At 47.4% G+C, this 25,483-nt stretch carries 20 protein-coding genes; 11 read left to right on the top strand and 9 right to left on the bottom strand.

Annotated elements, in window-relative coordinates; genetic code table 11:
- Positions 1-72: 72 nt before the first annotated feature.
- The 5 genes from sthA (at position 73) to ACJJI8_RS20230 (ending at position 6,354) form a co-directional block, all read left to right on the top strand.
- The gene (sthA, locus tag ACJJI8_RS20250) at positions 73-1,470 is read left to right on the top strand and encodes a Si-specific NAD(P)(+) transhydrogenase (protein WP_444933529.1); all 1,398 of its coding nucleotides are present in this window, start codon (positions 73-75) and stop codon (positions 1,468-1,470) included.
- A complete protein-coding gene (locus tag ACJJI8_RS20245) occupies positions 1,467-1,931 on the top strand; it encodes a thioesterase family protein (RefSeq protein ID WP_444933528.1) in 465 nt (154 codons plus the stop codon). Before sthA ends, ACJJI8_RS20245 begins: the two co-directional genes overlap by 4 nt.
- 96 nt (positions 1,932-2,027) lie before the next feature.
- Positions 2,028-2,666: a LysE family translocator gene (locus ACJJI8_RS20240; RefSeq protein ID WP_444911025.1), complete on the top strand. Its 639-nt coding sequence runs from the start codon at positions 2,028-2,030 to the stop codon at positions 2,664-2,666.
- 744 nt (positions 2,667-3,410) lie between these two features.
- Positions 3,411-4,112 carry a YopT-type cysteine protease domain-containing protein gene (locus ACJJI8_RS20235; RefSeq protein WP_444928183.1) on the top strand — a complete coding sequence of 234 codons (702 nt, stop codon included), beginning with the start codon at positions 3,411-3,413 and terminating at the stop codon, positions 4,110-4,112.
- Positions 4,113-4,770: 658 nt separating this feature from the next.
- Complete coding sequence (locus ACJJI8_RS20230) at positions 4,771-6,354, top strand: bifunctional AfsR/SARP family transcriptional regulator/alpha/beta hydrolase (RefSeq protein ID WP_444933527.1); 1,584 nt, start codon at positions 4,771-4,773, stop codon at positions 6,352-6,354.
- 97 nt (positions 6,355-6,451) lie between these two features.
- Here ACJJI8_RS20230 and ACJJI8_RS20225 read toward each other — a convergent pair whose 3' ends face one another.
- Positions 6,452-6,787, bottom strand: coding sequence for a hypothetical protein (locus ACJJI8_RS20225; protein ID WP_413662424.1), 336 nt, complete (start codon positions 6,785-6,787; stop codon positions 6,452-6,454).
- 1,049 nt (positions 6,788-7,836) lie between these two features.
- Between ACJJI8_RS20225 and ACJJI8_RS20220 the strand changes: the two genes are divergently transcribed.
- Both ACJJI8_RS20220 and ACJJI8_RS20215 read left to right on the top strand, forming a co-directional pair.
- Positions 7,837-8,790 (top strand): helix-turn-helix transcriptional regulator, encoded by a 954-nt coding sequence (locus tag ACJJI8_RS20220; protein WP_444933526.1) that lies wholly within the window; start codon positions 7,837-7,839, stop codon positions 8,788-8,790.
- 104 nt (positions 8,791-8,894) lie between these two features.
- Positions 8,895-9,344, top strand: a complete 450-nt coding sequence (locus ACJJI8_RS20215; RefSeq protein WP_413662422.1) for a GyrI-like domain-containing protein — start codon at positions 8,895-8,897, stop codon at positions 9,342-9,344.
- A 299-nt stretch (positions 9,345-9,643) separates the two neighbouring features.
- Here the strand turns inward: ACJJI8_RS20215 and ACJJI8_RS20210 are convergent, their stop codons facing one another.
- Positions 9,644-11,611, bottom strand: a complete 1,968-nt coding sequence (locus ACJJI8_RS20210; protein WP_444933525.1) for a DUF3604 domain-containing protein — start codon at positions 11,609-11,611, stop codon at positions 9,644-9,646.
- Between the two features lie 282 nt (positions 11,612-11,893).
- Between ACJJI8_RS20210 and ACJJI8_RS20205 the strand changes: the two genes are divergently transcribed.
- Complete coding sequence (locus ACJJI8_RS20205) at positions 11,894-13,573, top strand: NAD-dependent malic enzyme (protein WP_282932344.1); 1,680 nt, start codon at positions 11,894-11,896, stop codon at positions 13,571-13,573.
- A gap of 44 nt (positions 13,574-13,617) precedes the next feature.
- Here the strand turns inward: ACJJI8_RS20205 and ACJJI8_RS20200 are convergent, their stop codons facing one another.
- The 4 genes from ACJJI8_RS20200 to ACJJI8_RS20185 form a co-directional block, all read right to left on the bottom strand.
- The gene (locus ACJJI8_RS20200) at positions 13,618-14,922 is read right to left on the bottom strand and encodes a patatin-like phospholipase family protein (protein WP_282932345.1); all 1,305 of its coding nucleotides are present in this window, start codon (positions 14,920-14,922) and stop codon (positions 13,618-13,620) included.
- A gap of 520 nt (positions 14,923-15,442) precedes the next feature.
- A complete protein-coding gene (locus tag ACJJI8_RS20195; RefSeq protein WP_444933524.1) occupies positions 15,443-16,063 on the bottom strand; it encodes an NHL repeat-containing protein in 621 nt (206 codons plus the stop codon).
- Between the two features lie 963 nt (positions 16,064-17,026).
- Complete coding sequence (locus tag ACJJI8_RS20190; RefSeq protein ID WP_444933523.1) at positions 17,027-19,162, bottom strand: acylphosphatase; 2,136 nt, start codon at positions 19,160-19,162, stop codon at positions 17,027-17,029.
- Positions 19,163-19,634: 472 nt separating this feature from the next.
- Positions 19,635-19,895 (bottom strand): hypothetical protein, encoded by a 261-nt coding sequence (locus ACJJI8_RS20185; RefSeq protein WP_444913370.1) that lies wholly within the window; start codon positions 19,893-19,895, stop codon positions 19,635-19,637.
- Between the two features lie 305 nt (positions 19,896-20,200).
- Between ACJJI8_RS20185 and ACJJI8_RS20180 the strand changes: the two genes are divergently transcribed.
- Positions 20,201-20,752, top strand: a complete 552-nt coding sequence (locus ACJJI8_RS20180; RefSeq protein WP_444914104.1) for a hypothetical protein — start codon at positions 20,201-20,203, stop codon at positions 20,750-20,752.
- A 46-nt stretch (positions 20,753-20,798) separates the two neighbouring features.
- On the opposite strand, the gene ACJJI8_RS20175 is transcribed toward ACJJI8_RS20180, so the two are convergent.
- The 3 genes from ACJJI8_RS20175 to ACJJI8_RS20165 form a co-directional block, all read right to left on the bottom strand.
- Positions 20,799-21,545, bottom strand: a complete 747-nt coding sequence (locus ACJJI8_RS20175) for a siderophore-interacting protein (RefSeq protein ID WP_444933522.1) — start codon at positions 21,543-21,545, stop codon at positions 20,799-20,801.
- Between the two features lie 5 nt (positions 21,546-21,550).
- Positions 21,551-22,000: a MarR family winged helix-turn-helix transcriptional regulator gene (locus ACJJI8_RS20170; protein WP_444933521.1), complete on the bottom strand. Its 450-nt coding sequence runs from the start codon at positions 21,998-22,000 to the stop codon at positions 21,551-21,553.
- 168 nt (positions 22,001-22,168) lie between these two features.
- Positions 22,169-23,893, bottom strand: a complete 1,725-nt coding sequence (locus ACJJI8_RS20165; protein WP_444933520.1) for a hypothetical protein — start codon at positions 23,891-23,893, stop codon at positions 22,169-22,171.
- A 438-nt stretch (positions 23,894-24,331) separates the two neighbouring features.
- Here ACJJI8_RS20165 and ACJJI8_RS20160 point away from each other — a divergent pair, with 438 nt between their 5' ends.
- The gene (locus ACJJI8_RS20160; RefSeq protein ID WP_444933519.1) at positions 24,332-24,724 is read left to right on the top strand and encodes a hypothetical protein; all 393 of its coding nucleotides are present in this window, start codon (positions 24,332-24,334) and stop codon (positions 24,722-24,724) included.
- Positions 24,725-24,909: 185 nt separating this feature from the next.
- Positions 24,910-25,344: a type 1 glutamine amidotransferase family protein gene (locus tag ACJJI8_RS20155; protein WP_444933518.1), complete on the top strand. Its 435-nt coding sequence runs from the start codon at positions 24,910-24,912 to the stop codon at positions 25,342-25,344.
- Positions 25,345-25,483 lie beyond the last annotated feature (139 nt).

Genomic DNA, 25,483 nt, shown 5'->3' with positions numbered 1-25,483 from the left:
GTATATTTAGTATTGAGTAAATGGCGTTAGCGCGCTGTGGACTCTGTTTGGAAAATAGAATTAGAGCATTTAATGGCAGAGCAAAAGTTTGACCTGGTAGTAATTGGTTCTGGCCCGGCTGGAGAGGCCGCCGCAATGAGCGCAGCAAAAAAGGGCATGCGCGTTGCGGTTATTGAAAAGCGTCAAGTGGTTGGTGGTAATTGTACTCACAAAGGTACCATTCCCTCCAAGGCGCTACGCCACTCTGTCAAACAGTTGATGCGTTATAACACCCAGAGCGTTTTTCGCGCATTGGGTGAACCCCGCCGCCTTACTTTCCCCCAGGTAATGCAGACGGTGAATAAAGTCATTTCCTATCAGGTGGAAATGCACACTTCATTTTATGCCCGCAACCGGGTTGAGCTGATCGTCGGCGAAGCCAAGTTCCACGATGAACATACTGTCGAGGTGCTTATGCCCGATGGTGCGGCGGAAACTATTACCGCGAAGAAATTTATTATTGCTACTGGCTCACGCCCTTATCGCCCCGCCGATGTAGACTTTGATCACGAACGGGTCTACGACAGCGATATGATCCTGGACATGCAGCACACCCCTCACTCCATTATGATCTATGGTGCTGGTGTTATCGGCTGTGAATACGCGTCTATCTTTGCTGGCCTCGGCGTTAAAGTGGATTTGATTAATACCCGTAACAGCCTGCTGGAATTTCTCGATGATGAGATTTCTGATGCGCTGAGCTATCACCTGCGCGATATGGGCGTGACTGTTCGCCACCAGGAGGAGTATGCGCGGGTACTGCCCAATGAGCAGGGCGTAATTATGGAGATGCAGTCCGGCAAGCGTATTCATGCGGATGCACTGCTCTGGTGTAACGGCCGTACTGGTAACACCAGCTCCCTCGGCCTGGAGAATGTCGGCCTGGAAGCGAACCATCGCGGACAATTGAGCGTTGACGATCACTACTGTACCGAAATTGAAAATATTTTTGCGGTAGGTGATGTGATTGGCTGGCCCAGCCTTGCCAGTGCCTCTTATGACCAGGGGCGTGCGGTTGCAGCAGCGATTGCGGGCCGTGGCCATCGAGTAATTGAAGATGCGCCTACCGGGATTTATACCCTTCCAGAGATTTCCTCTGTGGGTAAAACCGAATCAGAGCTCACCGCAGCCAAAGTACCCTACGAAGTGGGCCGCGCACTGTTCAAGCATACTGCGCGGGCGCAGATTTCTGGTGAGCGCGTAGGCATGCTCAAGATTTTGTTCCATATCGAGACTCACGAGATCCTGGGTATTCACTGCTTTGGAGCAGAGGCTGCTGAGATTGTGCATATTGGCCAGGCCATTATGAAACAGCCAGCACCGAATAATTCAATCGATTATTTCGTTAATACCACCTTTAACTACCCCACCATGGCAGAGGCATATCGCAGTGCTGCGCTGGATGGGCTCAACCGGGTTGCCCGCCTATGACAGAACCCTCACCCAGTGAGTTTCAGGCGTTGGTAAAGGAATTTTTTGAGCAGATTCCTTTTAATCAACAAATTGGACTTGAGATGCGCGACCTGGACCTGGAGGCGCTCACACTTTCCACAGGCTTTGAACTGAACCCACAGTTGATCGGCAATGTGTGGAAGAATATCCTGCACGGTGGCGTAATTGCCACCGCCCTGGATACGGTTGGTGGTTTGACCGCAATGGTCGCCGCCTACCAGCATCTGGGAGATGTGCACTGGAAAGAAAAAGTGGATCGCCTATTAAAGCTGGGTACGGTCGACATGCGTGTAGACTACCTAAAGCCGGGCAGGGGAGAACACTTTCTCTGCCATGGCTCAATTCTGCGCACCGGTAACAAGCTGGTTGTAACGAGAATGGAGTTGTTTAACGACACGGATGAATTGATTGCTACCGGTACGGCAACTTACCTGTATTGACCCTGGTCCGAGCCAACCCTTGGCTCGGCGACTTCCTTAGATATACCCCTTAGATGTACCCCTTATCCACTGGCTTTCTTTAAGGTGTTTATTGTTATGAGTGAAATCCTCGCATTTGCTGCAATCTCTCTTTTGTTGGTTATTTCACCAGGGCCGAATAGCGTCCTGATTCTTAAAACAGTAGCTAGTAGGGGGCTGAGGCCGGGAGTAGAGAATATTTTGGGGCTGGTTTCAGCAACATTTGCCCATGGTGCCATTTCAATTTTGGGCTTGTCGGCGATTATATTGCAGTCGTCTGAGGTTTATACAATTATCAAATATCTTGGGGCTGCCTACCTGGTTTATTTGGGTGTGAAAACGATATTAGCCACGCTGTCAAAATCTTCCGTGAAGGATACCGGGGATGAATTGTTACCAATTACAGCAGCTCCTGGGAACTCATACCGAAATTTTGGCGAGGGCTTTCTAACCCAGATTCTTAACCCCAAGGTATCGATGTTTTATCTCGCGGCCTTTCCGCAGTTTATCTCAGTTGGCAGCTCTAGTTACTATGAGGCTTTCCTGCTGGTCTCACTTCATGCATCAATAATATTCCTGTGGTTTCTGGCACTTGCGACTATGTTGTCGAAGTGGAAAGTGGCTTCCATTGGTGGGAATATGCAAAGATGGGTTCAGCGTTTTAGTGGTGGCCTATTGATTGGTTTTGGCAGTTTAGTGGTTCGCCAGGATACTTAAGATAACTGATGTTGTTTACAGGGCTTATTCCTTCCGCCCTAGGTTAAAACTCCCCCTGGCGGGTATGGAGCACAACAGTAGCAGTATCCCTCCGAGACAAAAAAGAGCCACGATGTAGTGGCTCTTTAGCCTTTTTGATCCAAGTTCATTGATTCTTTCTTCTGATCGTTTGTTTATGTCTCTTTTGAGTACGTTATGCGGTGTAGCGGAAGGTACTGATTGCTGCCTGTTTATCGAGGGTAATGAAATCATTGTATTGATTTAAAATTAACTGGGTGTTTAGTCAAATTGCTGTACTGATAAGTATATTTAAAACCAGTCTCTATTTAGTAAACCGAAATACCTTGTTGCCTGTAGTGAGTTTTAATAACAATAATTATTTTGTGGTTGTTTTGCCTGATGGTGACATTGAACGCTTGTCGTGGACTTGTAGTCTGTAAAAATATAGCATGTTGAAAACGTTATATTTTCGACCATTCAAACTAATATAGTCATTGCTAAGCTGTGTTTTAATTTTAAGGTTCCCTTAAAGGTGGGTGATACCTCAGTGTTTTGTTTGTCACTTTCTTGTGATGAGTTGATCGGTTGAGGTGCAGTCTTTGAATTTTTGTCGTGGTTTTTAAAGGAAATGTTCGGGTGATATTTTTTCTAATAATAATTAATCACTAAATTTGCACATTGTTTGCATAAAGCCCGGATAATATAAATAAAGCCGAATATTCGGTTGTGATGTGAGGATAAAAAATGCCAAGTTTACTGAATAGTGATGCAAGTGCGTCCAATTACGGTGGGCAGTTAACCTGGAAATTCAGTCAGGGAAGCTATTCAAAAATCACCAAAAAGCATCCACATACCAAGGGTGGGATTTGTGAGGCTCTGTCAGTTAGTTGGATCAGTAAAGCCCTTCAGTCGGGGCTTCAGGATGCTCTAACGACTGGTAATAGTATCGATGAGACAAAAATAGCGGTGGTCGCCCAGCGCTTCGCCTCTATGTATCGATTTAAGTTTGCAAATGGAAGTGAGGGCAGGCCTAGCACATCTCATGAGATGATTAAGGAGACTAAACAATATTTGGAATCTCAGGGATTTCGCAATATTGGGCAGGCGGGTAGCGGTATTGCACAGAAAAAGAAAAGTCCTTCGTTGAAAGATCAGTTCGCAGCATCTTTTGATGTTCTTGAATCCAAAGACTGCTTCAAGCAGCAGTCCAATACTATCCACTGCGTCTTAAGGACGGCTGGTACTGGTTGGGGACATGCGATGGCATTTCGTGTTGAGCCATCTGCTGATAAAGTAAGTTACTTTTTTGATCCTAATAAGGGTGAGTTTAAATTTCTTAAATATTCACAATTTAGAAAGTGGTATGAGCACTATCATAGTGATTCGAGATTATATAGAACTTCAAGGGCTTTGGGGTTTGATATCTTTGTGCATAGCGACAGATAAATTAGGGCTTGTGAGTTAGCGCTTGCGCATTTGAAGAGCACTTTGGGTAGTTGGGTAGGGTGTCTACGGGTTGTAAACCTAGAGGAGCCGCTCTCCCTTCTACTTTAGGCTTATACAGTTTTTATTTTGACCTTCCGTTTTTCGTGCGTGTCTTAGCATAAACTTTGAAGGGCCTTTGTGAGTCAAATCTCCGGCTATTCGCCTGAATTATAAGTCTCGCGCTGACATAGTTTTTGAGTTTGTAAAAATAGGTTTTTAACTCACTTTCAATACGTTCACTTGGCCTCTCAATACTTTTTCTACTTTTTATAATTGCTGATGATATGTTCGCCTGGCTCAGGTGTATTCAGCCCTTTTCTTGGGTCTATTTTTGGCGTTCTCAGTACCTCTTGAAGAGGCTATCGGATTAGACCAATCTTTCAATTTCAGTCTAGGCCCTCAAAGAAACCTAGTGAATTACGCTTTTTGGGGTAGGGATAAGCCTCACAGTGGGGTTTATACTGTCATTGCCAAGCGACTTGGAGTAAGCGGTTTTGGCAGAGGGTTTCACATCTTTCGCGAGCGGTGTTTGCAGCTAACAATTATCCTTGAGAAAATCACCGGCGCCTTTCTCTGAGAACTGCTAGTACCTTACATTTCAGGGGTTAATAACTTATCAATGGGAATCTCAATCCAAATGCTGGGCGACCTGCTGGTCTCCCGAGATGGCAGCCCAGTTAATCTACCACCTTCAAGAAAAACTCGAGCACTTTTGGCTTTCTTACTGTTGGCTGCGAGACCTCACAGGAGAGATCGCTTATGTGAGATATTTTGGGAGCTGCCCGATGATCCGCGTGCCTCCCTGCGCTGGTCTTTGAGTAAAATTCGATCCATTGTCAACGACCCAGAAATAGAGCGCCTCATTGCTGATAGAGAGCGTGTCAGCTTGGATACGGAAGGCATTTGTATTGATGTTGCCGAAATAGCACTTAAGCTTGATTCCCCCGGCGTTCTGGCAGCAGAGCTGGAAGATATCCATCGACAGCTGCAGGAGCCTTTCCTGGATGGGATCGATCTGCCCGATCAAGAACTATTTCAACGGTGGTTGCTGTCTGAACGTCAAGAGATTGTTCAATTGCAAGGGAGGGTGCTGTCCCGCTTGTCCTCTCACCCGGGCGCTCCTATACCGGACCAGTTAACTTGGGCCCGCAGCTGGGTGGCATTGGAGCCCTATAACCCAAACGCTGCAACGCAGTTACTGCATTTGTTGAACTCATTGGGATTGAGTAGTGAAGTGGAGTTTGAACGGACAAGGCTTGCTGAAAGATTCCGCAAAGCAGGCATTACATGGTCGCCCTGCAGGCTTGGTGAGTCGGTAGTTCAGGAGTCCGTTGATGATTTAGCTACGGGGCGTAAACTGCTAACTCAACAGAAGGTTGAATTTTGTACGGCCAGCGATGGTGTGCGTATTGCCTATGCCAAGATGGGAGAGGGGCTTCCAATAGTTAAAGCCGCAAACTGGTTGAGTCATTTAGAGCATGACTGGGACTCTCCCATATGGAGTCCATTGTTTCGGGAGCTTTCTGTCGACCACCAGTTTATTCGTTACGATGAGCGTGGGAATGGCCTGTCGGATTGGGAAGTTGAAAATATCTCTTTTGAGTCGTTTGTTACAGACCTTGAGACAGTCGTCGATGCCTGTGAAGTTGATAACTTTACTTTGCTAGGTATATCGCAAGGAGCGGCAGTATCTATTGAATATGCAGTAAGGCATCCAGAGCGAGTTAGGCAGCTGATTTTGTTTGGGGGTTATCACGCAGGTTGGCGAATAGGTGCCAGTGAGGCCACGATAAAAGAGCGCGAAGCAGTAATGACCCTGACAGCGACGGGCTGGGGGCAGGATAACCCTGCTTATCGGCAAATTTTTTCCACGACATTTATGCCAAGCGCGAATGCCCGCGAATTAGAGTGGTTTAATGAGTTTCAGCGACTGACTACTTCGCCGGAAAATGCAGTCCGCTTCCTATCGGTTTTTGGCAGTATTGATGTGCGGGACAAGCTCAAAGAGATTAATGTGCCCACTTTGGTGATCCATTCACTAGGGGACCAGCGTATTCCTGTTCAGACGGGCTGTGAAATTGCTTCTGCTATACCTGGCGCTCGATTTGTTGGTCTCAATAGCGACGGTCACTTACTCCTGGGGCGTGAGCCTGCCTCCAATGTATTTGTGGAGGAAGTTCGTCAATTTATATCAAAGCATTAATCGCCGATAGTGTGACCTATATAAATAATATGAGGGGGCGGTTCTGCAGTGCAGCCACCCTGCTCAAAAACCAACAACTAAAGCTCTCGAGGGTTGGCTATAGGTAAACAGCCAGTTCTTTAGCTGAAAGATAGCGAATAGATGCTTCTGGAAATTTTCGAATGATATCGAGGGCGGCAGAGCGGGCATCGGCCTCATCGGCATATATATTGGGGAGCTTAACATTGGAGGTTGTTCTACCCGATATATAGCGCATTACCACGATATATCGCCCTTTCCATTTGCCCCAAAAAACGTCATTAGGAGCGTTGTTGACTGAGGACTTTTCAGGGGCTGCTTCTTTCTCTTCCTGGGGCTTAAGCTCCAACTCCGCTTCTTGCTCCCACATAAGTTGGGCAAGCCGATTTAATTCTTTAGAGTAACTAGTTGACATAAATCTCAAAGGCTTAAGAGTTTATTGGTTTAGGGTGTTTTGCTGATTACTAATACTGGCAAATTAAAGAGTTAACAGAAAAGATCTTAATAAATACTAATCTATAATTGAAAAATAGAAGTTAAGTATGGGTATGACCTTATCCGCTTGCATAGTTTATATATAAAACTTCTCTCAATTTATCAATAAATATTCCACTTGGTTCCATGGCACCTATTTGGTGCAGAGTCCGTCATGACGAGCCGAGGGATATTGTTAAAAGCTATCTTCTCACATTTTAGAAAAAAATCATACCTGGTACAAATCAAATGTTTATTAAGTTTAAAGATAGTTAAGTTAACAGCTGCATTACCCGGCAGTATCTTTGTGATTACCTAGCGGTTTTTGGGTGATTACACCAGAGTGAGGGGCTTAATCAGGCAAATTGTTTGGGTTTTCCATAATTTACAAAGCCAGTAGATGGTTATGGGGCCTGTTTTAGATATCTTTTGCCAAATACCTGAGGTCTCTCATTACCACCGGGCTGCTAGTGAATGCTTAGGGTTTTTAAGTCAGTAATTTTCATATGGTGACACTATTTCTAATAGAATAGGCGATGCTTAAACCTCACAATTCTCCGCTCTCAGAGGCTCATCTTGTTCCGTTTAAGGTAGTGTAAATAAATGTAAAGGGTGCATTGGGGTGTCTACCTGCTTTGTCGCGCATGAAGAATAATTGAATTTCTCGGAAGGGCCCGCTAAGTAGTGCAGGATTGTATGCTCCTTTTTATAGGTTAATTTACGAGACTTCCCACTTATCCTGGCTAATAAAGTTGCCCTTCCCAAAGAGGTTGGCACTTTAGTCCTGCAAATAGTTTCACTGTATCCGCCTTTCAAATGATTCTTCAAACGCTCAATTCAACGATTGTGAGTTTTAATGGCTGAACTCGAAAGCGGCTTTGTCTCCCCCTTGGCGACCACGCACCCCGTGCACGGATCTCTTGATGAGTGCTCCCTGAGCACAGTGGAAACAAAAGTGTCGTGATTGGAGCTTGGCTTCAGCTGAGTCAGGTGAAGCGTAAAGATACAAAAGAAGTAAATTTAGTGGTGAATTCCATGATTGCCCCTCGCCAAAAGGATTTGGACACTCACATAAGGCAAAATGTCTTATTTGAAAGTCAGTATTTAGGTGACTTGTTTCGGTTTCAAAAGATACTTGTTTCACCAAATGGAAATTTTTCAATTGGGTTTTCTTCAGATTTTAATCTGACAATGGTGATTTCAGGTGTTGCTGATATCAATAGTGATGCTTGCGAATTCACTATGGCTTCGGGGGAGATCTGGTTATCGGGTGAAATGAGCCATGTTACAGTTGATAATTTGTCTGAGGGAGAAGACCTAATAATCATCTGTGCGAGTATTAGCCCGGTCATGCTGACACGATTTTATGAGCGACACACTCGAGTACTGATTAAAGCAAAGAATGCTCTTGCATCCAGCGTGACAACGCTCCCCAAAAGCGGGCCTTTTGTTTTTCCAGAGTGTGATCTCACGCGCTTTACTTTGGATTCACTGAGTGCATTTAGCAAGTTAAATGATGAGAGTTTGAATTATTTAAAGCTGGAAGAATTACTTCTCTTAAAGCTGAAGGGTGCTTGCGGTTGTCGCTTAGCTGACGAGCTGCTTCGGCAGGTTAATCCGGTGAACGAGCGTTTCCGTCGATTTATGGAGGAAAATGCTACTCAGCACTGGTCTGTAGCAAATTATGCTAAACAGATTGGGATGAGTCTTACATCATTCAAGAATAAGTTTGGCCAAGTCTTTAAAGCTGAGTCACCAAAGGCTTGGATTAACGAACGTAGGTTACAACATGCTGATATTCAGTTGAAGACTACCAATAAGCGTTTAGTCGATATAGCTCTGGAGAGCGGATTCTCAAGTCAATCTTATTTTACCCAGCTTTATAAATCGATGTATGGGTACCCCCCTTCAGAGGTAAGGCAGAAATCCGTAAAGTCAGCTTGAAAAGGTACTTGTGATTTCTTGTGACCGTGTGCGCCTGGCCAGTTCCCGGAGAGCTGTTATAGTATTCGGCACTCTTCGAATAACTAAATAGTTGGTCCACAGAAATGGAAGTTAGAGAATTAGAAGGCCTGGAATTAGTGGGTTTTTATACCCGCACTAAGAACGCCAATGAGTCTGACCCAAAAACAGCAAAGATAACGCCAATGTGGGAGCGCTTCGGCGCAGAGGCGGCCCCTAAATTAAGGGGCAACCCTAAGGTATTTGGTGTTTACTCCAACTACGAATCTGACCATACCGGCTTTTTTGATGTCTATGCATGTTCAGATATGTTGTCGAAGGATATGTCTGAGGATTTCAAGTCGATTCAAATACTGCCAGGCAAATACCTGATGTTTTCCGCCAAAGGGGAAATGCCTCAGGTCGCCATTGATTTGTGGGGCGAGGTTTGGAGTTACTTCGCTGCGGAGGATTGCCCCCATCAGCGAGCTTTCACCACAGATTTTGAGCAGTATGTGGATGGAAACGAGGTTCAGATAGCCATATCCATCAAGTAGTTGAATCGCGTATATATTCGGGCTATTTAAGGAGCCTCTGAATAACTCCGTAATGCCTCTGCGAGTCTTGAAGGCTGCAGATGTTAGGCGCAGCTCGCCGCGAATGGCCGTAGCCCTTTACAAGAGCTGCAACGCAGCAGGTGCGGCCTTCAAGGCCCGCCCTTCGGGGCTTGCAGAGCGATTCACACTCCGCGTTGCGACTTCTTAAAAGGTCTAGACATTCCTGCGAAGCCGCGCCTTGATTGTGAACCGCTCTGCAAGCCAGAGGTATCACGGAGTTATTCAGAGGCTCCTTAACTCTAGGGTGAATACCAAATTGGCGAGCTGAATGCTCGCCCCTGCTGGGTAAGGGGTACTTTTTCATCCATTTCAATACCGAAGCGTACCTTGTCAAATAGAGTCCATCGGGGTGTGGGTATCTCCAGGGCGCGCAGGTAGTAGACGGCTCTTTCCTTGGGGTTAAAGTCGGGATCTTTGAATACCGCGATTAGCTGAGGGGAGCCGATGGAGTTGGTGTATTCCGCCGTCTTCATATCCACAGTAGTCCCAACTGGGGGTAGTTTTCCCTCGGTATCCAGCTTACGGCTTCCAGACCATTTCACATTAAAGATCTTTTCTCGGGCGAGTCCGCTGCTATCCAGCCAACCCTTGATGATTTGGATACGGTCCAGGTTGGCGCCCTCAGGGTCTTTCAGTGCTGCGATAAGGAATGTCGGTGCCTGTCCCTCACTGGCGTGAGGTAGCGTCCCGCCCATTGGCACGCCTTTTTTATAGCCATTGGCGACCAGATCACCGCGAATATCCCCATCGTTATAGTCATAGCCTCCAAAGAAGCGAACTGAGATCCGGGGGCCCGTGGTGGCGAAAGTCTCCTTGCGGTACATTGCATCCCATATTGCCTCCCGGGTATTCTCGCTGGCCCAGACTCCCGTAACGCCTGAGGCAGCTTGTTCCCAGCCGAAGTACTCTCCACCAACCCCCTTGAGCAGGGGAAATGCCCAGCGCTCCTTGTTACTGGGTTCCAGGGTCTTGAACTTGCCAAAGAAGTTGTCCTGGTCAGGTGTCGAAAGCCCGGTATGGGTGTCGGTGGCTGCGTTTGCGCCTAGCACGAAAGGGTTGGTGCCCAGCTTCTCCTCCAGGCGTAGGCCAGACTTCAGTGCCTCCCTCCAGTACTCGTATTGCAGGGCACCGGGGGGCTTGGGCTTTAAGATCAGGTTGCCTCTATCCCACAGATCCCAGTTGGCAAATTCATCTTCCGGGGAGAGGGCAGGGTGGGACTCACTTTGTCCCTTTACCTGTACCAGCTCATAAAGGGGTTCATAACGGGCGCGCATTTGTGCCCACTCCGGAGTGAGTTCGGAGCCATCAAACTGCCGCTCGATAAACATACGGCCATTAGACATATTGCCGTTGTGGGGGATGGCGAGCACCCGGCCACCGGTTTTGTCTTCGTAGGCTTTCATCCACTCCCAGAGTTTTACCGGGTTCTCGGTATCAAAGGTGGTTAGGGGGAGCAGGGTCTTAGTGCGGTCTGCGCCATCACGAAAAATAATATTGCGGTGCAGGTTGTCGCCACCATCGGCGTTAACTGTCCACTCAAAGGCGATAAAGGTAGAAAACTCTCCGGGTTTGTAATATTTCTCTGCGGCTTCAACGGTTTTTTCCCAGGCGGATTTCATCCATTTGGGGTCCATTACCTGCTCGGGCAGTTTGCCTTCTGATTGAAGCACGATGACTTCACTTTTTGCTTCATTGGTCGCTTCTTCACTGCCTGAAATTAATGCCTCGTGCCATTTCTTCAAGGTGGCATTGGACATCATTTCCGGATTGCCATCGACGATCTCGCTGATAACTCCCATACCGTCTGAATGATCGGTGATCATGAACCAGTCGTAAGGGCGGCTGAGCTTGGCTTTCAGTCCGCTGTTGGAGGTAACAGTTTCTCCCAGGGCAAATCGATAGGCGTCATCGGGAGTAAGAATTGCGCCATCCAACCCCGCATCTACCGACCAGCCAGTATGGACATGTGTATCGCCAAAATAGACATTGCGAGCGATGCGTTTATCGCTGTCCCGTTGGGCTTCCAGCTCCGCTTCTATCTCCGGTGCCATCGCCGTGAGCGGCGGTTGTTTTTCTGGAGTGGCGCCCTCTGTCTGTCGGGCATTTGAATTTGTATTTTTATCTCCATCGGGCTTTTTACTGCAACTATAAAGGCTGAGTACAAGAATAAAGAGGAGCAGGGTTAATCCAGCTTTGCTCTTGTGCATCGATGGCGGCTCCATTTCCTGAATGTGTCGGATCGCTTTTTAACGTAAAAGAATTCGTTGCGAAGAGAAGATAAATTACAGCTAGCATAGTTGAGCGACTCTGTTTATTCGCGAATTGGGCCACACTGGGGGCCTTGTTATCTATCGGCACAATAGATAGTCTTCGGCTCCAGTTGAGTTAGCACATTTATGCAACTTCAAGAACATGGTTGGCTAATTCAGTCATATTGAAATATGGCTACGCAATAATCATCGCTTCGGGCGATAGGCAAAAGCAGGCATATGAGTAACAACGAAAAGCGTCCACTTTACATCCCCCACGCAGGCCCCTCCCTACTGGAAATACCACTGCTCAATAAAGGCAGCGCATTTAGCTTGGAAGAGCGTCTCGAATTTAATTTGGTCGGTCTTCTGCCGAATACCGTTGAGACGATTGAGGAGCAGGCCAAGCGCGCTTACCTCCAATTCCAGCAGTGTAAGACTGGCTTGGAAAAACATATCTACCTGAGGGGAATCCAGGACGACAACGAGACGTTGTTCTTCTATCTGATCGAACATCATACGGAAGAGATGCTGCCGATTATCTACACCCCAACTGTAGGTGCAGCTTGTGAAGAGTTTTCCAGTATTTATCGCAACCACCGGGGATTATTTGTCTCCTATCCGGACCGGGAATATATCGACGATATACTGCGCAGCGCCACTAAAGAGAACGTCAAAGTCATTGTGGTGACCGATGGCGAGCGGATACTCGGGTTGGGTGATCAGGGTATCGGCGGCATGGGTATCCCTATTGGCAAGCTCTCTCTGTATACCGCCTGTGGTGGTATCAGCCCGGCTTATACCTTGCCTGTCACCTTGGATGTTGGCACCAACAACCGCACTTTGCTGAATGATCCCATGTATATGGGGTGGCGCCATGAGCGGATTTCCCAGGAAGAGTACGATGAATTCCTGGAGCAATTTATTGAAGCGGTAAAACGTCGCTGGCCCAAGGTATTGGTTCAGTTTGAGGATTTTGCCCAAACTAATGCCACGCCGTTGTTAGAGCGCTATCGCGACCGCCTGTGCTGTTTTAATGATGATATTCAGGGCACGGCGTCTGTAGCACTGGGCACTATCCTGGCTGCCTGTAAGACCTGGCAAGAAACCCTCGCCGCGCAGAAGGTGACGATAGTGGGTGCCGGCTCAGCCGGGTGTGGTATTGCCGAGCAAATCGTTAGTGCAAAAGTGCAGGCCGGTCTATCCGATGCTGAGGCTCGTGAACAGATCTTTATGTTCGATCGCTACGGGCTTGTGACTTCCGATATGAAAGGCCTACACGATTTCCAAGCGGCTCTAGCCCAAGACCCGAGCAAGTACGATGGAGTGTCCAGCTGGAATCTTGAGACGCTGATCGGCAATGTTGAGCCCAGCATCCTGATTGGTGTTTCGGGGCAGGGTGGCTTGTTTACCCAGCCAGTAATCGAAGCTTTGCATAAGGGGCACCGCCGTCCTTTGGTGATGCCACTGTCAAACCCCACATCCCGAGCTGAAGCGACTCCAACTGAGATATTCAGCTGGACCAAGGGCGAGGCTTTGGTAGCTACCGGCAGCCCCTTTGCAGCGGTAGAAATCGATGGTCATCACTATGCGGTAGCGCAGTGTAACAATGTCTACATATTCCCAGGTATTGGCCTCGGCGTGATTGCTTCCGGTGCTTCGAAAGTGACTGACAGTATGTTGATGGCAGCATCCAACGCCCTGGCAGAGCAGGCGCCGGTGGTGAAAGATGGCGAGGGCGCCTTATTGCCACATCTAAATGATATTCGCGAGGTGAGCATGCATATTGCCAGGGCAGTAGCTGCCCAGGCGCAATTGGATGGCGTTGCGCCCAAGGTGAGCCGTGAGCATTTAGAGCGTTTGCTAGAGCGTAACTTCTGGCGTGCAGATTACCGCTCTTATCGTCGTCGCTCTTTCTAAATGAGAGTGCTGGGCCCGCTGCGACTATCGCATCGGGCCTGCATTTAAGCCAGCTTTTCCCCGGTATAGAAGGAGTCCGGCTGGCGCAATACCAAGTAATCCTCCCAGTGGAATCCCTGATTCAAAAACTCAATTGCTGCATTGACGCCAGATAAGAACAGGTGTTCGCAGTGGTGGTCCGGCATGGAAAAATCCAGCCAGTGCGGGTTTTCTCCGGTATCGGTGGGGTTGATGGGGATTTCTTTTACCAGCGCATGGTATTCAGCGTTCAAGCTCGCGCGCACATGGTTGTCGAGCATATTGCGACAAGTGCTGATCAGCCCCATCGCAAACCTTCCTACCTTATCTGATTTTGGCTGGTACAGGTCCACTTCCAACTTGATCCCAAATGTTGGCAATTTGGGGGTGCCTATGGGTTTATGGAAGATATCGAAAGGGAAGTTGGAGACAAGGCCGCCGTCGACAAATTCAATATCTTTGGGAAAGCCAGCGCGGAAAAAACGTTTGGGATCACCGATGCCTTTAATGCTGCGCCAATTCTCGGCGACAGTATTGCACTCACTTAATTGGGGGATGCCCTTTACGGTGTAGGGCTTAAAGAAACCGGGTACCGACATGGAGGCACGCACGAACTCCGCAGGGTTTACTGCGCTCGGATTATCGAAGTAGAGCGGCGCCTTGGCTGGAAATACTGCGCGGGTCTCTGTAGTGATATCCGCTGCCACCAGGGCAACCTCGCCGCTACCTATCAAGTGATCTGGTGTGCCGCGGTACAGAAGCTGTGGGAACTGGTTAATTCTCTGGTTGAGCTGTGCGGTGTTGGTAATGCCCAGCTGTTTCAACTCCGTTTGTAACCACTGGGTAAAGGTATCTCCCGGATTTAGCCCCTTATGCCTGAGCAGGTGCCGCAAGGTGCGGATAGAATCGAAGGGGTGCAATGCCAAACTACTTATCAAGCCTTTGCCCTTGAGCAGGCGTTGTACCGTTTTGCGCGCATAGCGCTCGCCATCTTCAAAACTGGCAAAGTCCGCATTGGCCAGGATACCCAAGAGCTTTTCGCTCTTGCCAGTGCTCGGTGTACCGGCCGCTGCCAAGAAGAGTGCGTTGATGGCGCCCGCTGAGGTTCCTGCAATTTTGCGAAACCGAATTCCCGCCTTTTCCAAAATGTAGGTATATCCCACCAGGGCGATCCCCAGCATACCGCCACCTTCCATCACGATATCGACATACTGAAGGCCCTGGTTGTCCTGTACATCACTGAATACTTTGCCCTCAATGGTGGACTTGGATGCCTGCCAGTGTGCATCCGCTTTTGCGATGGCGTTTTCAACCCATGGCGATTTTTGCATGTCGGCTTTCCGTAGTGTGACAGCGATCTACTTTAGATAACTTATGTGCAGGTTGGTGAAAAAGCCAGGGTATCACCCAGGATCAAATTCGTCATAGTATCTAGTCGTCTTTATTTGCTTTTCCCCTTGAATACTACTTGACTCATTAAACGACGAAATATCTCGCTGTGGCTATGTTTGGAGATATAGCAGGATTCGTACTTACTGGCATGGTCGATGCAATGGCGTGGTGCTTACCTGATGGAGACTGAGGGTGAGTCGTTCAGGAGGACGATGTCATTTGCGAGAACAGCTTCCCTTCACTGCGAAGTGGGAGGTCCACTTGTCCAGCTCTTGAAACCCACTGAGAGCTTCATTTATTGGTTGGAAAATGGTTTGGTTAGGGGAGTATCTAGTTGTTGGATTATTTACTTGATAAGTACCACGCTCCACCCAAAAAGGCTCAGAGGAGCACTTTGGGTGGGGCAGCCAAATAGCTTGAAAATAATGAATATTTTCCAGCAGATAAAGTTATTGCTTATTAAATTGAGACACCCATATTGCCTTCAGTACCGACACAGTACCCAAATATTTCATGGAAATAGAGACTTTTACATTCAAAATTGGATGCAATATGGAAAGTGTCATTCGGAAATTTGGGGTCGTAGAGTCCCAGGTTCCCCTTGGTTCCCACACAGTAGATATCACCTCTTGGGTCACCGGGTCTAAAGGCAATCCAATCCAGTTTCCAGCCGCCAAGATCCCCCTGATTATCCCACTTGTTGTCAATTGGGTTCCACTTGCCTACATTGCCCTCAGTGCCAACACACCACATTTCCCCAGTGTTATCGAAGGCGATCATTTTTAGATCCCAGGGCTTTTCAATGTCTGGTTCCTCCCAGGCCCCAGTGGTGGTATTCCACTTGGCAAGATTACCTTTAGTCCCAACACCCCACATTGCATTTGTCTTGTCAAATGCAATCATTTTGGAATCCCAGGATTGGTTGTACTCTTTTTTGTCAACGAGACCAAAAGTTCTTGAATTCCACTTTCCGATATTATTTGAAGTTCCAACGCACCACAGGTTATCTTCTCTATCAAAGGTGACCATATTTAAATGCCACGTTGAGAGAAATCCTCTATCTTTAAAGTTCATTTCCATGATAAACCTCCTTAGGGTTTTTAGATTAGGGCTTTCTGATACCCAGGGGTGTCAAAATTTTAAGGCTTAAAGTGAATTCATTTGAAAGCTAGTAAATAATCCAGTTGGAGTTTTGGTTACATTTTGTTGACAGTTTTCAGACAAAAAGTATGCGCAGCCTTTTGAAAGAAAAGATGTTTTAGATGCGCTTAGCACTTTCCAGCAAAGACCTATATTGTGCTGGCCTATTTATTTTCCATTCGCCGGCTGTGGTCTATCCAATGGCGGCTATTACTGCAAAAAGTGAGATTGTAGCTTTGTGGCTAATTATATTTCTATTCACTAAAAGGCTGGGTTAATTAATAGAACTGGCCACTCGGCTTGATAAAAACCTCCTAATCAGTTGTTTCAAGCGATCTTAAAGCAAAGGGCTGTGGTTTAAAATCCTCCTCGACTAAAAGGGCGGGGATTGCTACAGGTGGTTGGTGCCTTTTGGTAGTGGTTAGTAAATATAAGGCCGATTAGAACTACCAAATAGCGTGGGTTAGTTGGATTGATTTTTATAGTTTTTCGCCTTGGCGCGTTTATCAAATAATCCTGGCTTGTGGGATAGAATTTCTGTCAGCTTTTCTCAGTGATTTAGCAGCTTCGAAACACTTAGGTAAACAGCTTCGCTTGAGCGGCGGGTATTTATTTATTGCATTTTCTGAGAGGTTTTATCAGGCAGGAAGCGGGCTGTTACTAAAAGCGGAGAGTGAAAGAAATACACGGCGTTCAAGCTTTCTACTGCTGCTACAGGAACAAGGGGGGCGTTGAGGGTTGTGATGATTTCCTGAGAAGCTAAGTGATGGCGGTCTCCCCGGTTGATTTGAGTCCCGGGAAAAAACTCTCAATACGGCGAGGCTACGCGACATAGCGTCGGTCTGTGGCGGATACATGCGCCAGCTTCATTGTATTGAGTAGTGGCTGACGGTCATTGGAACTTCACTCTTTCAATGAAGTTCCAGGATGTGCGGCGGAACTTGAGTGATCAACCCGAAAGCCTTGATATTCGGTAATGGGGAGAGGTTCCAGATCGATATCGAAGCTTGGCTTTTCATGTGGGCCATATGCACATTGGTCAAGTAACGCGGCAAGGGCGGTATGAGAGCCCTGCGCCCATATCTCTACGCTTTTGTCAGGTCTATTCAATACCTTTCCGACGATGCCTTTACTAAATGCTGAACGTTGAACCCACTTTCGATATCCAATACCTTGAACTTTTCCTTTGACCCTGATTCTCCAGTGCTGCAACTGAACTATGGTTTGTTCCAACTTGGGAAAGAGTTGCAGTAGCAATGCCGAGGCGACATCGCGCCCAACACCATAAGTGGGAAAGTAATGCCAATCTAGCGAGGGGCTACATGTGATTTGGCTTACCATCCAGTACTGAGAGGGTAATGGCCGACTAATGTCTTCTGCGACTATGTCGACTCCCGCAATTAGTGGATTAAATAGCGCCTCTACAGATTGGGTCGCAATTGATGCGAAATCTGCATGCAATATTTCACTGACGTCGCGAAAAAATTCTCCGAAGCGCTGTTGGTGTGTCTCAATGTTATTACTTTCATAATTGCGGATTGGCTCAATCCCTCTTTCCAATGCGGCAACAACCTGTCCGCCAATGGTAAGGGCACGAAATTTTCGGAGCCGAGAAGGCACTTTACCAGGATCATGAGTGGATGAGGTCAAGCTCGTATTGATCCCTGCTTCGTTTAGCCTGTTGTTTCGTAATACACGGTTTAGGCAGGCACGACGCGCAACTTGAGGCACAACATCGGGGGTCGATTGATGAAACAAGACATGTTTGTCGCCGTATACGATACCAGAGATACTGGTGCTGATGTTGTAGGGCTTCAAATCGTATTTATATGCAGCCAAGCTGATCAGCGAGTTTTGTCGGTTTCGGAATCTTGGTGTGTAGAATGGATAGTTCCATGGTGCCGCTAGTCGTATAGGGTGGAGCTCGGGACAATACTGGCCTTTCTCAGCGTGCTGAATGGTGCGGGCTGGCCCGGAGGCACTGAATAGATATTCCAGAAGTAGCCTTGGGAGGTCGATCGGTTTACCAAAATCAGGAAAAACTGGTGTTGAGGTTGCAGAGTTTGTATTAACTTCGATCACATAGGGAGAGCTGGCTGTCTCGGAGGAGTTGTCAGGGACAATAATATCCACTCCAACATAGTAAATCCCAGGAAATGCATTGGCCGCACGCTCTGCAACCTGAATGACCTCAGTGTCGAGTCTGTCCAATAACTGAATACTTTCTCCTCCCGCAGAAATATTTGCTACGCCCGCCAACCAGATGCGTTCTCCTTCAGCAGGCACATATTCACGGGAGATACCATTCACATCCAGCAGTTCTGTTCTGAGTATGTACTCCGAGTCCACACGATACTTTGGATTGCGTTTGCTTTTGCTGTTTTTTTTCTCCGAGATTAGTTCGTTGATGTTATGCGTTCCATCTCCAATGACGTTGGGAGCAATTCTCAGGCAAGCAGACACCGCGCATCCCCCGATAACATTCACTCTTAAGTCGCAGCCACTGATATGACGCTCGATGATTATTTTATTTGATTTGGCGCTGGCGGTTTTCCAAGCATCTTGCAATGCATCGACCGATGTGATCCCCGTGGTAATACCCCGGCCATGACTACCCGTAACTGGCTTTATGACCACAGGGTAGTGAAGTGTTGAGAAATAGTCTGTTGCAGCTTTGATATCGTCGAAGACCCGACCTGCTGCCACGGGGACACCATTCCTAGCAAGCAAGTCTTTCGTCAGATGCTTCTGTTGAGCGCAAGCACGATAGGCCTCAGATACCAGTGCAGAGTTTCCACAAAAGAGTACATATTTTCCTTGATATGTAATCTTGTATAAATCTTTGGAGTAGTAGTCGACCTGCATTCCCATATCTTTGGCTGTTTCAGTAATCAACAGCTGATTAATTTCTCCTTTCATTCCGAAATACTTCGAATCGAGATAGCTATTTTCACGCTCAAAGAGGTCGCTTTTTAGCAGGTTATCTAAGGAGAACGAGGGTGATTGCTTGGCATTGACGTTTTCAACAATTTGGGTCATGGCTGAACACTATTCATTGCATTGATGGGAGATTTGAACTGAGAAACGCAATCAAAAAGGCAAGTATCCTGCCGAGAGTCAGGCCGCTCGTCATAGTATCTGAGACCACTTCGCAAGAATTGGGTGATGGCAAGCTTGCTAACATTTTGGCGTCGATAAGATTGAACAGCGAAATGCAGGATGATTCTTGTGGAGCCTTAGCCAGATTCTCTCAATTGGATATCGGTAGGCGCAGTATGATTGTAGTCAATGGGATGCTGTTGAAAGCTCGTTTCTACTTTAAGGAGTTGGGCTGGTTGTTTGCTGTTCAGTGACGAGTGGGGTAAATCAGTGAGATGGAATATGGCTTGGAAGGGGCTGACCTGTCTGGTTACCCCCTTTTAGAGTGAGGGATTTGTAGTTGCTACTGGTGCGCTGTGCAATATCAGCAGCTGTCGAAGAGTTCATACCTGTCAGAACTGAACTGTTCGCTTTAATTGGTTTCGGTAGATTCGACAATGAGTGATATGGGCATCCAGCCCAGATAATTGTGGGCATTTTCATAGTGGTCCATGCCAACTTCCCAGGTGCGCGTAATAACACCATTAGAGCTGTTGGTGGATTTCCATATGACTCGGACGTAACCGCGAGAAGTCGCATCGGACTGTTCTGGCAAGCGTTCTTGGCAATTAATCCATTGGGGCAATTCTAAGTTGGGTACACCTTTGGCAGAGGGTGACAGATCTTGGCTCAATGGAAGTCTCCGGTTCAAATTTTTAAGAAATATATCAGTTTTTCTGTCTTTTTCTAGATTGTTTTTTTTAGGCGTCCCATTTTTTTCTTTTTAAATTTTATTCGAGTATCGCTTTTAGATTTATTGGTTGATTTGTGGTAGCGGTTTTTTTACTGTCAGTTTGAAAAAGCAAGTTATGTGTAACTACTTTTTGTTCGGTCTTAAGGGGAGAGTTTGATCAAACTAAAGTGGATGCTTCTGATATTTATGGTGTATTGAATCTTCAGTTAGGTGGTTGGCTTGTTTTTTATTTGAGGAGAGTATTGATGCAGAAAAACTTGGGTGCAACAGTTTTAGGTTTTGTATTCTTCTTTGCTGCAATAAATTACGCTAACTCTATAGATAAAAAAGTGGGAGAGGTAAGCGTTCTCACTAGTCCTTTCGACTACTGTGCGGCGGTGGTAAACGATGATAACCCAGTTCAGCGCTTTGCCGGCCAAGCTATGCCAAAGGAAATCGTTGATGGTATCAGAAGAGCGGCCAATCTCGGTGCAGAAGCGCCTGAAGATTGGATCGCGAGGGGGACCTATTGGCGATGTATGGATGGAAATGTCTTTGCCTGCTTTGTTGGGGCTAATCTCCCCTGTGATGAGAAAGCTGACACCAGTCGGGAGCCGAGTAGTGCGATGCTTTCATATTGCAAAGATAATCAAAGTTCCGGGACCGTTCCTGCGGTAGTGGCTGGCCGTGCCTCTATGTATGAATGGCGCTGTAGGTCGGGTGCCCCGGAAATTATCAGGCAGATATCTAAACCCGATGCCCGGGGTTTTTTGTCTAATTATTGGTATCGGTTAGATAGGCCTGTTTCTGTTGAGTAGGGAAAGCCTATAATCAGAACGCTTTCTCTTCCCGCCTATCTATAAGTTATCCCTGTCCTTCCATCTTTTCATTGTCCATGCGCTTGGCGAGTTTGTGGCCTTCGTCCGACTGCCCAATTTTCCAGTAACTGGAGATATAAATATGGGTTTTGGGGATTACTCTTTCCTGCTTAAAGAATTGCCGTAGGGTGCGCATGCTGTCGAATTCACAGGCGGCCCATACGGAGGCCTGTCCATCGAGCCAGGTTAGAGCCCGTAATTTTTCCAGGAGTTTCTCGCCGGATGGAGCCGGATTGATAATCCATTGGATTTGCAGGTTCTCTGGGTGTTCCAGCTCTTGAATATCAGCTTCACTGGAGACCTCAATTAATGCGTAGCCCTTTGCATCCTTGGGTAGCTCCGCAAGGTTTACGCTGATGGCTGGCAGTGCAGTCATGTCCCCCAATAGTAAAAACCAGTCTGCCTCGGGATTGGTCATTTTTTTGGGGCCGGGGCCGCGGGTTAAAATCGTATCGCCAGGCTGTGTTTTAAGTGCCCAGCTTAGAGCGGGCCCTTCGTGTTCATGCAGGGCGAAGTCGATATCAATTTCAGTTTCACGTTGGTGTCTGATGGTATAGCTTCGCAATAGCGGGCGCTCGCTTCCCGCTTGTGGAAACAGAAATTTGATATAGGCGCTTTCCTGATTGGGGGCGAGGGTTTTTAGGTCATCGCCACCGAGGGTGATGCGCAGCATATTTTCAGTAACTTGTGTCCTGCGAATAACGACCAATTCTCTGGTAACTTTCTCGGCCATAGGGTTTAGCTCCTTTCGTCAGGGGTGAAGTGCTCTTTCATATTGGCGACCATAACGCTGGCAATGCGGGCGAAGTTTTCTAGCTCTTCAGTACTCAAGTTGCGAGTCATTTGTCTGGCCACTTCAGCTTCTTGTCCGCTCACTTTTTCCAGCGTGCTTATTCCGTCAGTAGTTAGTGTCAAAAACTGGCTGCGCCGGTCATTGGGGTTGTCGGTCTTTGCGATTAGCCCTGAGTGCACCAGGTCGTTTAGCACTCGTGTTACTTGGGCTTTGTCCAAATTCATCCGCTGAGCAATTGACCGGGCAGTACTCAGTGGAAATTTGAAGACACCTTTGAGTACCCGTAAATGGCTCACCGGCAAGCCAATTTGCTGCTCCTGTATTCCAGCTCGCAAACGCCTTTTGTAGGCGTGAATAAGCTGGTGGAGGGATTCATTGATTGCGGTATCTTTCATGGCGCCATGCTAACTGGTTGATAGTGTCAACTTTATTGATATTGGTTGACTCTGTCAACTAAATTCAGATGGAAGGAGGTTGGGTTGATAGTCTGTGGAGGGTAATTTGGTTGGGGGTGCAGGGAGGCTGGGAAGGGGGTATCCCCTTCCCGTGAGCTTAATTAGGTGTTACCAAGTTAAGCTGATATCGGTTCCATCAAACTTTACATCTGAATCGTACACATACTTCAAGGTGCCTTTCCAGAAGGAGCCGTGCCATTCCCAGTCGGCATCGTAACTGACTTCATTGAGCACCTTCTGTCTAAAAGCATCAAAGCTGCCGTAGCGCTCTTCACTTCCCATAATGACGACCCAGGTCTGCTCGTTCCAATCGCAGGTCACAGTGTTGGAGTCACCATTGCCACAGGGGTAGCGGACGGCCACGTATCCATCATCTTCCCTACCAAACTTCCAGTTACCGCTGCGGGACTCCTCCTCGAACTCTTCGGGCCACTGTAGTGCGACATCGGAGCCGCCGGAGTGAAACAGTTCTATCTCCGGGTAGGGGTTGTATTGGATCACGGCAACATTGTTTACCTGCTTTATTTTCGGCAGGTGGTCATTTTGCATGGTGCTATTGCCGTCGCCGACTTTTGCCCAGATAGATTGGGAACCGGTGGTGGCTATCCAGGGGGTTTGCTGGTAGCCCTGGCGGCCTCCCCAATAATTCTGGATGGAGTGCATCATGACTCCGCCATCTTTGTACATGGAGAAGTTGGCCGAAGAGAGTACAGAACTGCGGCTGAATACAGCCCCGGCCTTGGCGGCCGCAGGGGCGGCTGCTTCTGATAGTCCCAGGAACTGGTCAAATGCTTTGAGCCCCTCATAACCTTCGAGTTGGTATTTGCTGGCGAACCAGGCGGTATCCGCTGCGACATCGGGATGGAAGTAGGCTCCCTGGCTCCAATAGAAGGGTACGCGCTCTTCCCGGGGAAAGTCTGCATAGATCTCGTTTCTGGCATCCCCCAACGAATGGCCGACTGAATAATTTATGTTGAGATCTTTACCGAAATATTCGAAAACCTCATCGGTGATTTCCAATCCGGAAGTGGCGAGCATTACTCCGGCGGGACTGGGGGTGCGTACTGACTCTTTGCCCAGGCCTGTCAGGAGGTAGATAATCCGGTTGATATTCCCACCGGACCCATTGCGGCGGTAGCCGTCATTACTGCGCCCGGCTGCGGCGAAGTTGATCCCCTGGTCGTTGGTCACCAATAAAATATCTTGCAGCAAGCGATGAGCAGCGCCGATTGCTAGTTCACGGATTTCCTCATCCTCTGCAAAGTCTACGAGGTTTAGCAGTGCCGAGAGGGTATAGGGGTAGTAAACAGGGGAGTAGAACTCATAGAAACCATATTGGTTCTTCACTTCCAGGTAGCGCTTTAGGCGCTTATAAGTTCTGTCGTCCTCAAATGCCCCATATTTCTCCTGGAGGAGATATTGGGCAGAGGTGTACATGATCATATGGTTTTCTGAAGCAAAGACATGGTCACCCGTCCCGCCTTCATTAAACCAGAAGTGATAGCCGTCGAGTGCGGCAAAGAGTTCGTCTTTTATTTCGGGGCGGAAGAACAAGATGCGGATTAGGCGGGTGAGAGTGAAGTCAGAATTTTTCTTGCCGCCGTTGCGGAGTACATCCAGGTTCTTATTTAGCGCATCCCAGTTGAGATCATCACCGGTGTATGCCTGAAGTACGACGGCAGTATCGTTGGTAGAGGTGACTCCTTCCTCAATATATTGCAGCTGCCTGTCAATATAGGCGTTCTCATCAAAGGACTGGGCTTGAGACGTCGCTGACTGAATCGCCAATCCTAATAAAATCGGGTACAGCACTCCTGCTGATGGCACTTTCATAAGTACTAGTTCCTATTTGGTTTTAATTGATTTATAAAATAAATACAAGCGTACCACTTATCTATTACATAAATTTGGCGCTTGAGAAGCTAGTTATTTTCTTTCGGGATTAGTTGCAAAAACGATCAGTGGATATTGCTGGTTCTCAAATTGAAAATATTTTTTAAGTAGTCATTCTTGAGAAGTAGGGGGCTGGTGCTTTATCTAATTTTTCTGGCGTTTCCGCTGTGTCTAATTGGTACGCAGACGTACTCAAGATAAATCTGGTTTATGCTCTGTATTATTGGGTGGGTAAAGTAGAAAAGTTACTCTGTCATCTCGGGTGGGGTTGTGATTCGTACGAGAGGTTATTTTCCGTTGAGTGACGATGGTTCTTCTATATTGTGGTTTGATTCGCCAGTAAATATTGCAGTGTTTCTACAGCTCTAGGAGAGGGAGATGAAAAACCTACTGATATTCTTCGCAGCCGGAAGCCTCGGTGCTTTGGCAAACAGTATTGCGGTGTGGCTATTTGGCCAGTTGGGGATTAATGCCGCTTTGGGCGTATCAATTGCCCCTCCTCTATCTCCTGAGTGGCTTTATCCTCGTATTGTTTGGGGTGGCTTGTGGGGACTGCTATTTATTCTTCCGTTCTGGTCATCAAAGTTACTTGTAAAAGGAGCTCTTCTTAGTTTTTTTCCCTCTGCATTTCAATTGTTTGTGGTTTTCCCTGTGATGGCGGGGAAGGGTGTTGCCGGATTTGAGTTGGGAGTCTTAACACCAGTCCTGGTATTGTTTTTCAATTGGATTTGGGGTGTTGTTACTGCCCTAACTATTAAGGCTGCTCGGTAATAGGGTGTTAACTTTGTGGTGGTAGGCTTGGCGCTATAGAAATGTTGGCCGCTGTTACTTCAGGGGCAGTTCGACCTCGCTATATCGCTTTTCTCCTGCAAACTATCGATCTTATGTCAAGGTTGTACGTTACTCATGTAATCTATCTATTTCGTATCAAAGTTATTCGAATGGGGAAGTTGAACGTGGGAAAAACGGCAAAAATCTGTAGCCTTATCTGCTCTATGATAATTCTTGTGATGGGCTTTATTACAACTTCACAAGCAGCTGAGACTAAGCGGATACTAATCGTTGCTTCTAATCTTCAGGATATGGGTGATCCGGAGAAACACGATGCAAGAAATAATTTGTGGGAGTACGCTCCGCCTTACCATATTTTTGTTTCCCATGGGTATGACGTGGACTTTGTTTCGCCAAAAGGTGGGGTGGTCCCGTTTATGATGGATCCACTGGGAATTAGTAGTTACACCATCAAACATGAAGGTTTTTTAGAGCGGGCTAATAGTTCACTAAAGCCTGAGCAAGTAGTTATAGAGAATTATGCAGCTGTTTATATCGGTGGAGGCTATGGAACCTTATTTGATGTGGCATCTAATCGTGAGCTGCTAAGGAGCCTCTGAATAACTCCGTAATGCCTCTGCGGGTCTTGAAGGCTGCAGATGTTAGGCGCAGCTCGCCGCGAATGGCCGTAGCCCTTTGCAAGAGCTGCAACGCAGCAGCTGTGGCCTTCAAGGCCCGCCCTTCGGGGCTTGCAGAGCG

It is taken from the genome of Microbulbifer maximicatervae (SeqCode) (genome assembly GCF_052467695.1).
This window is presented reverse-complemented; position numbering and strand designations above follow the sequence as displayed.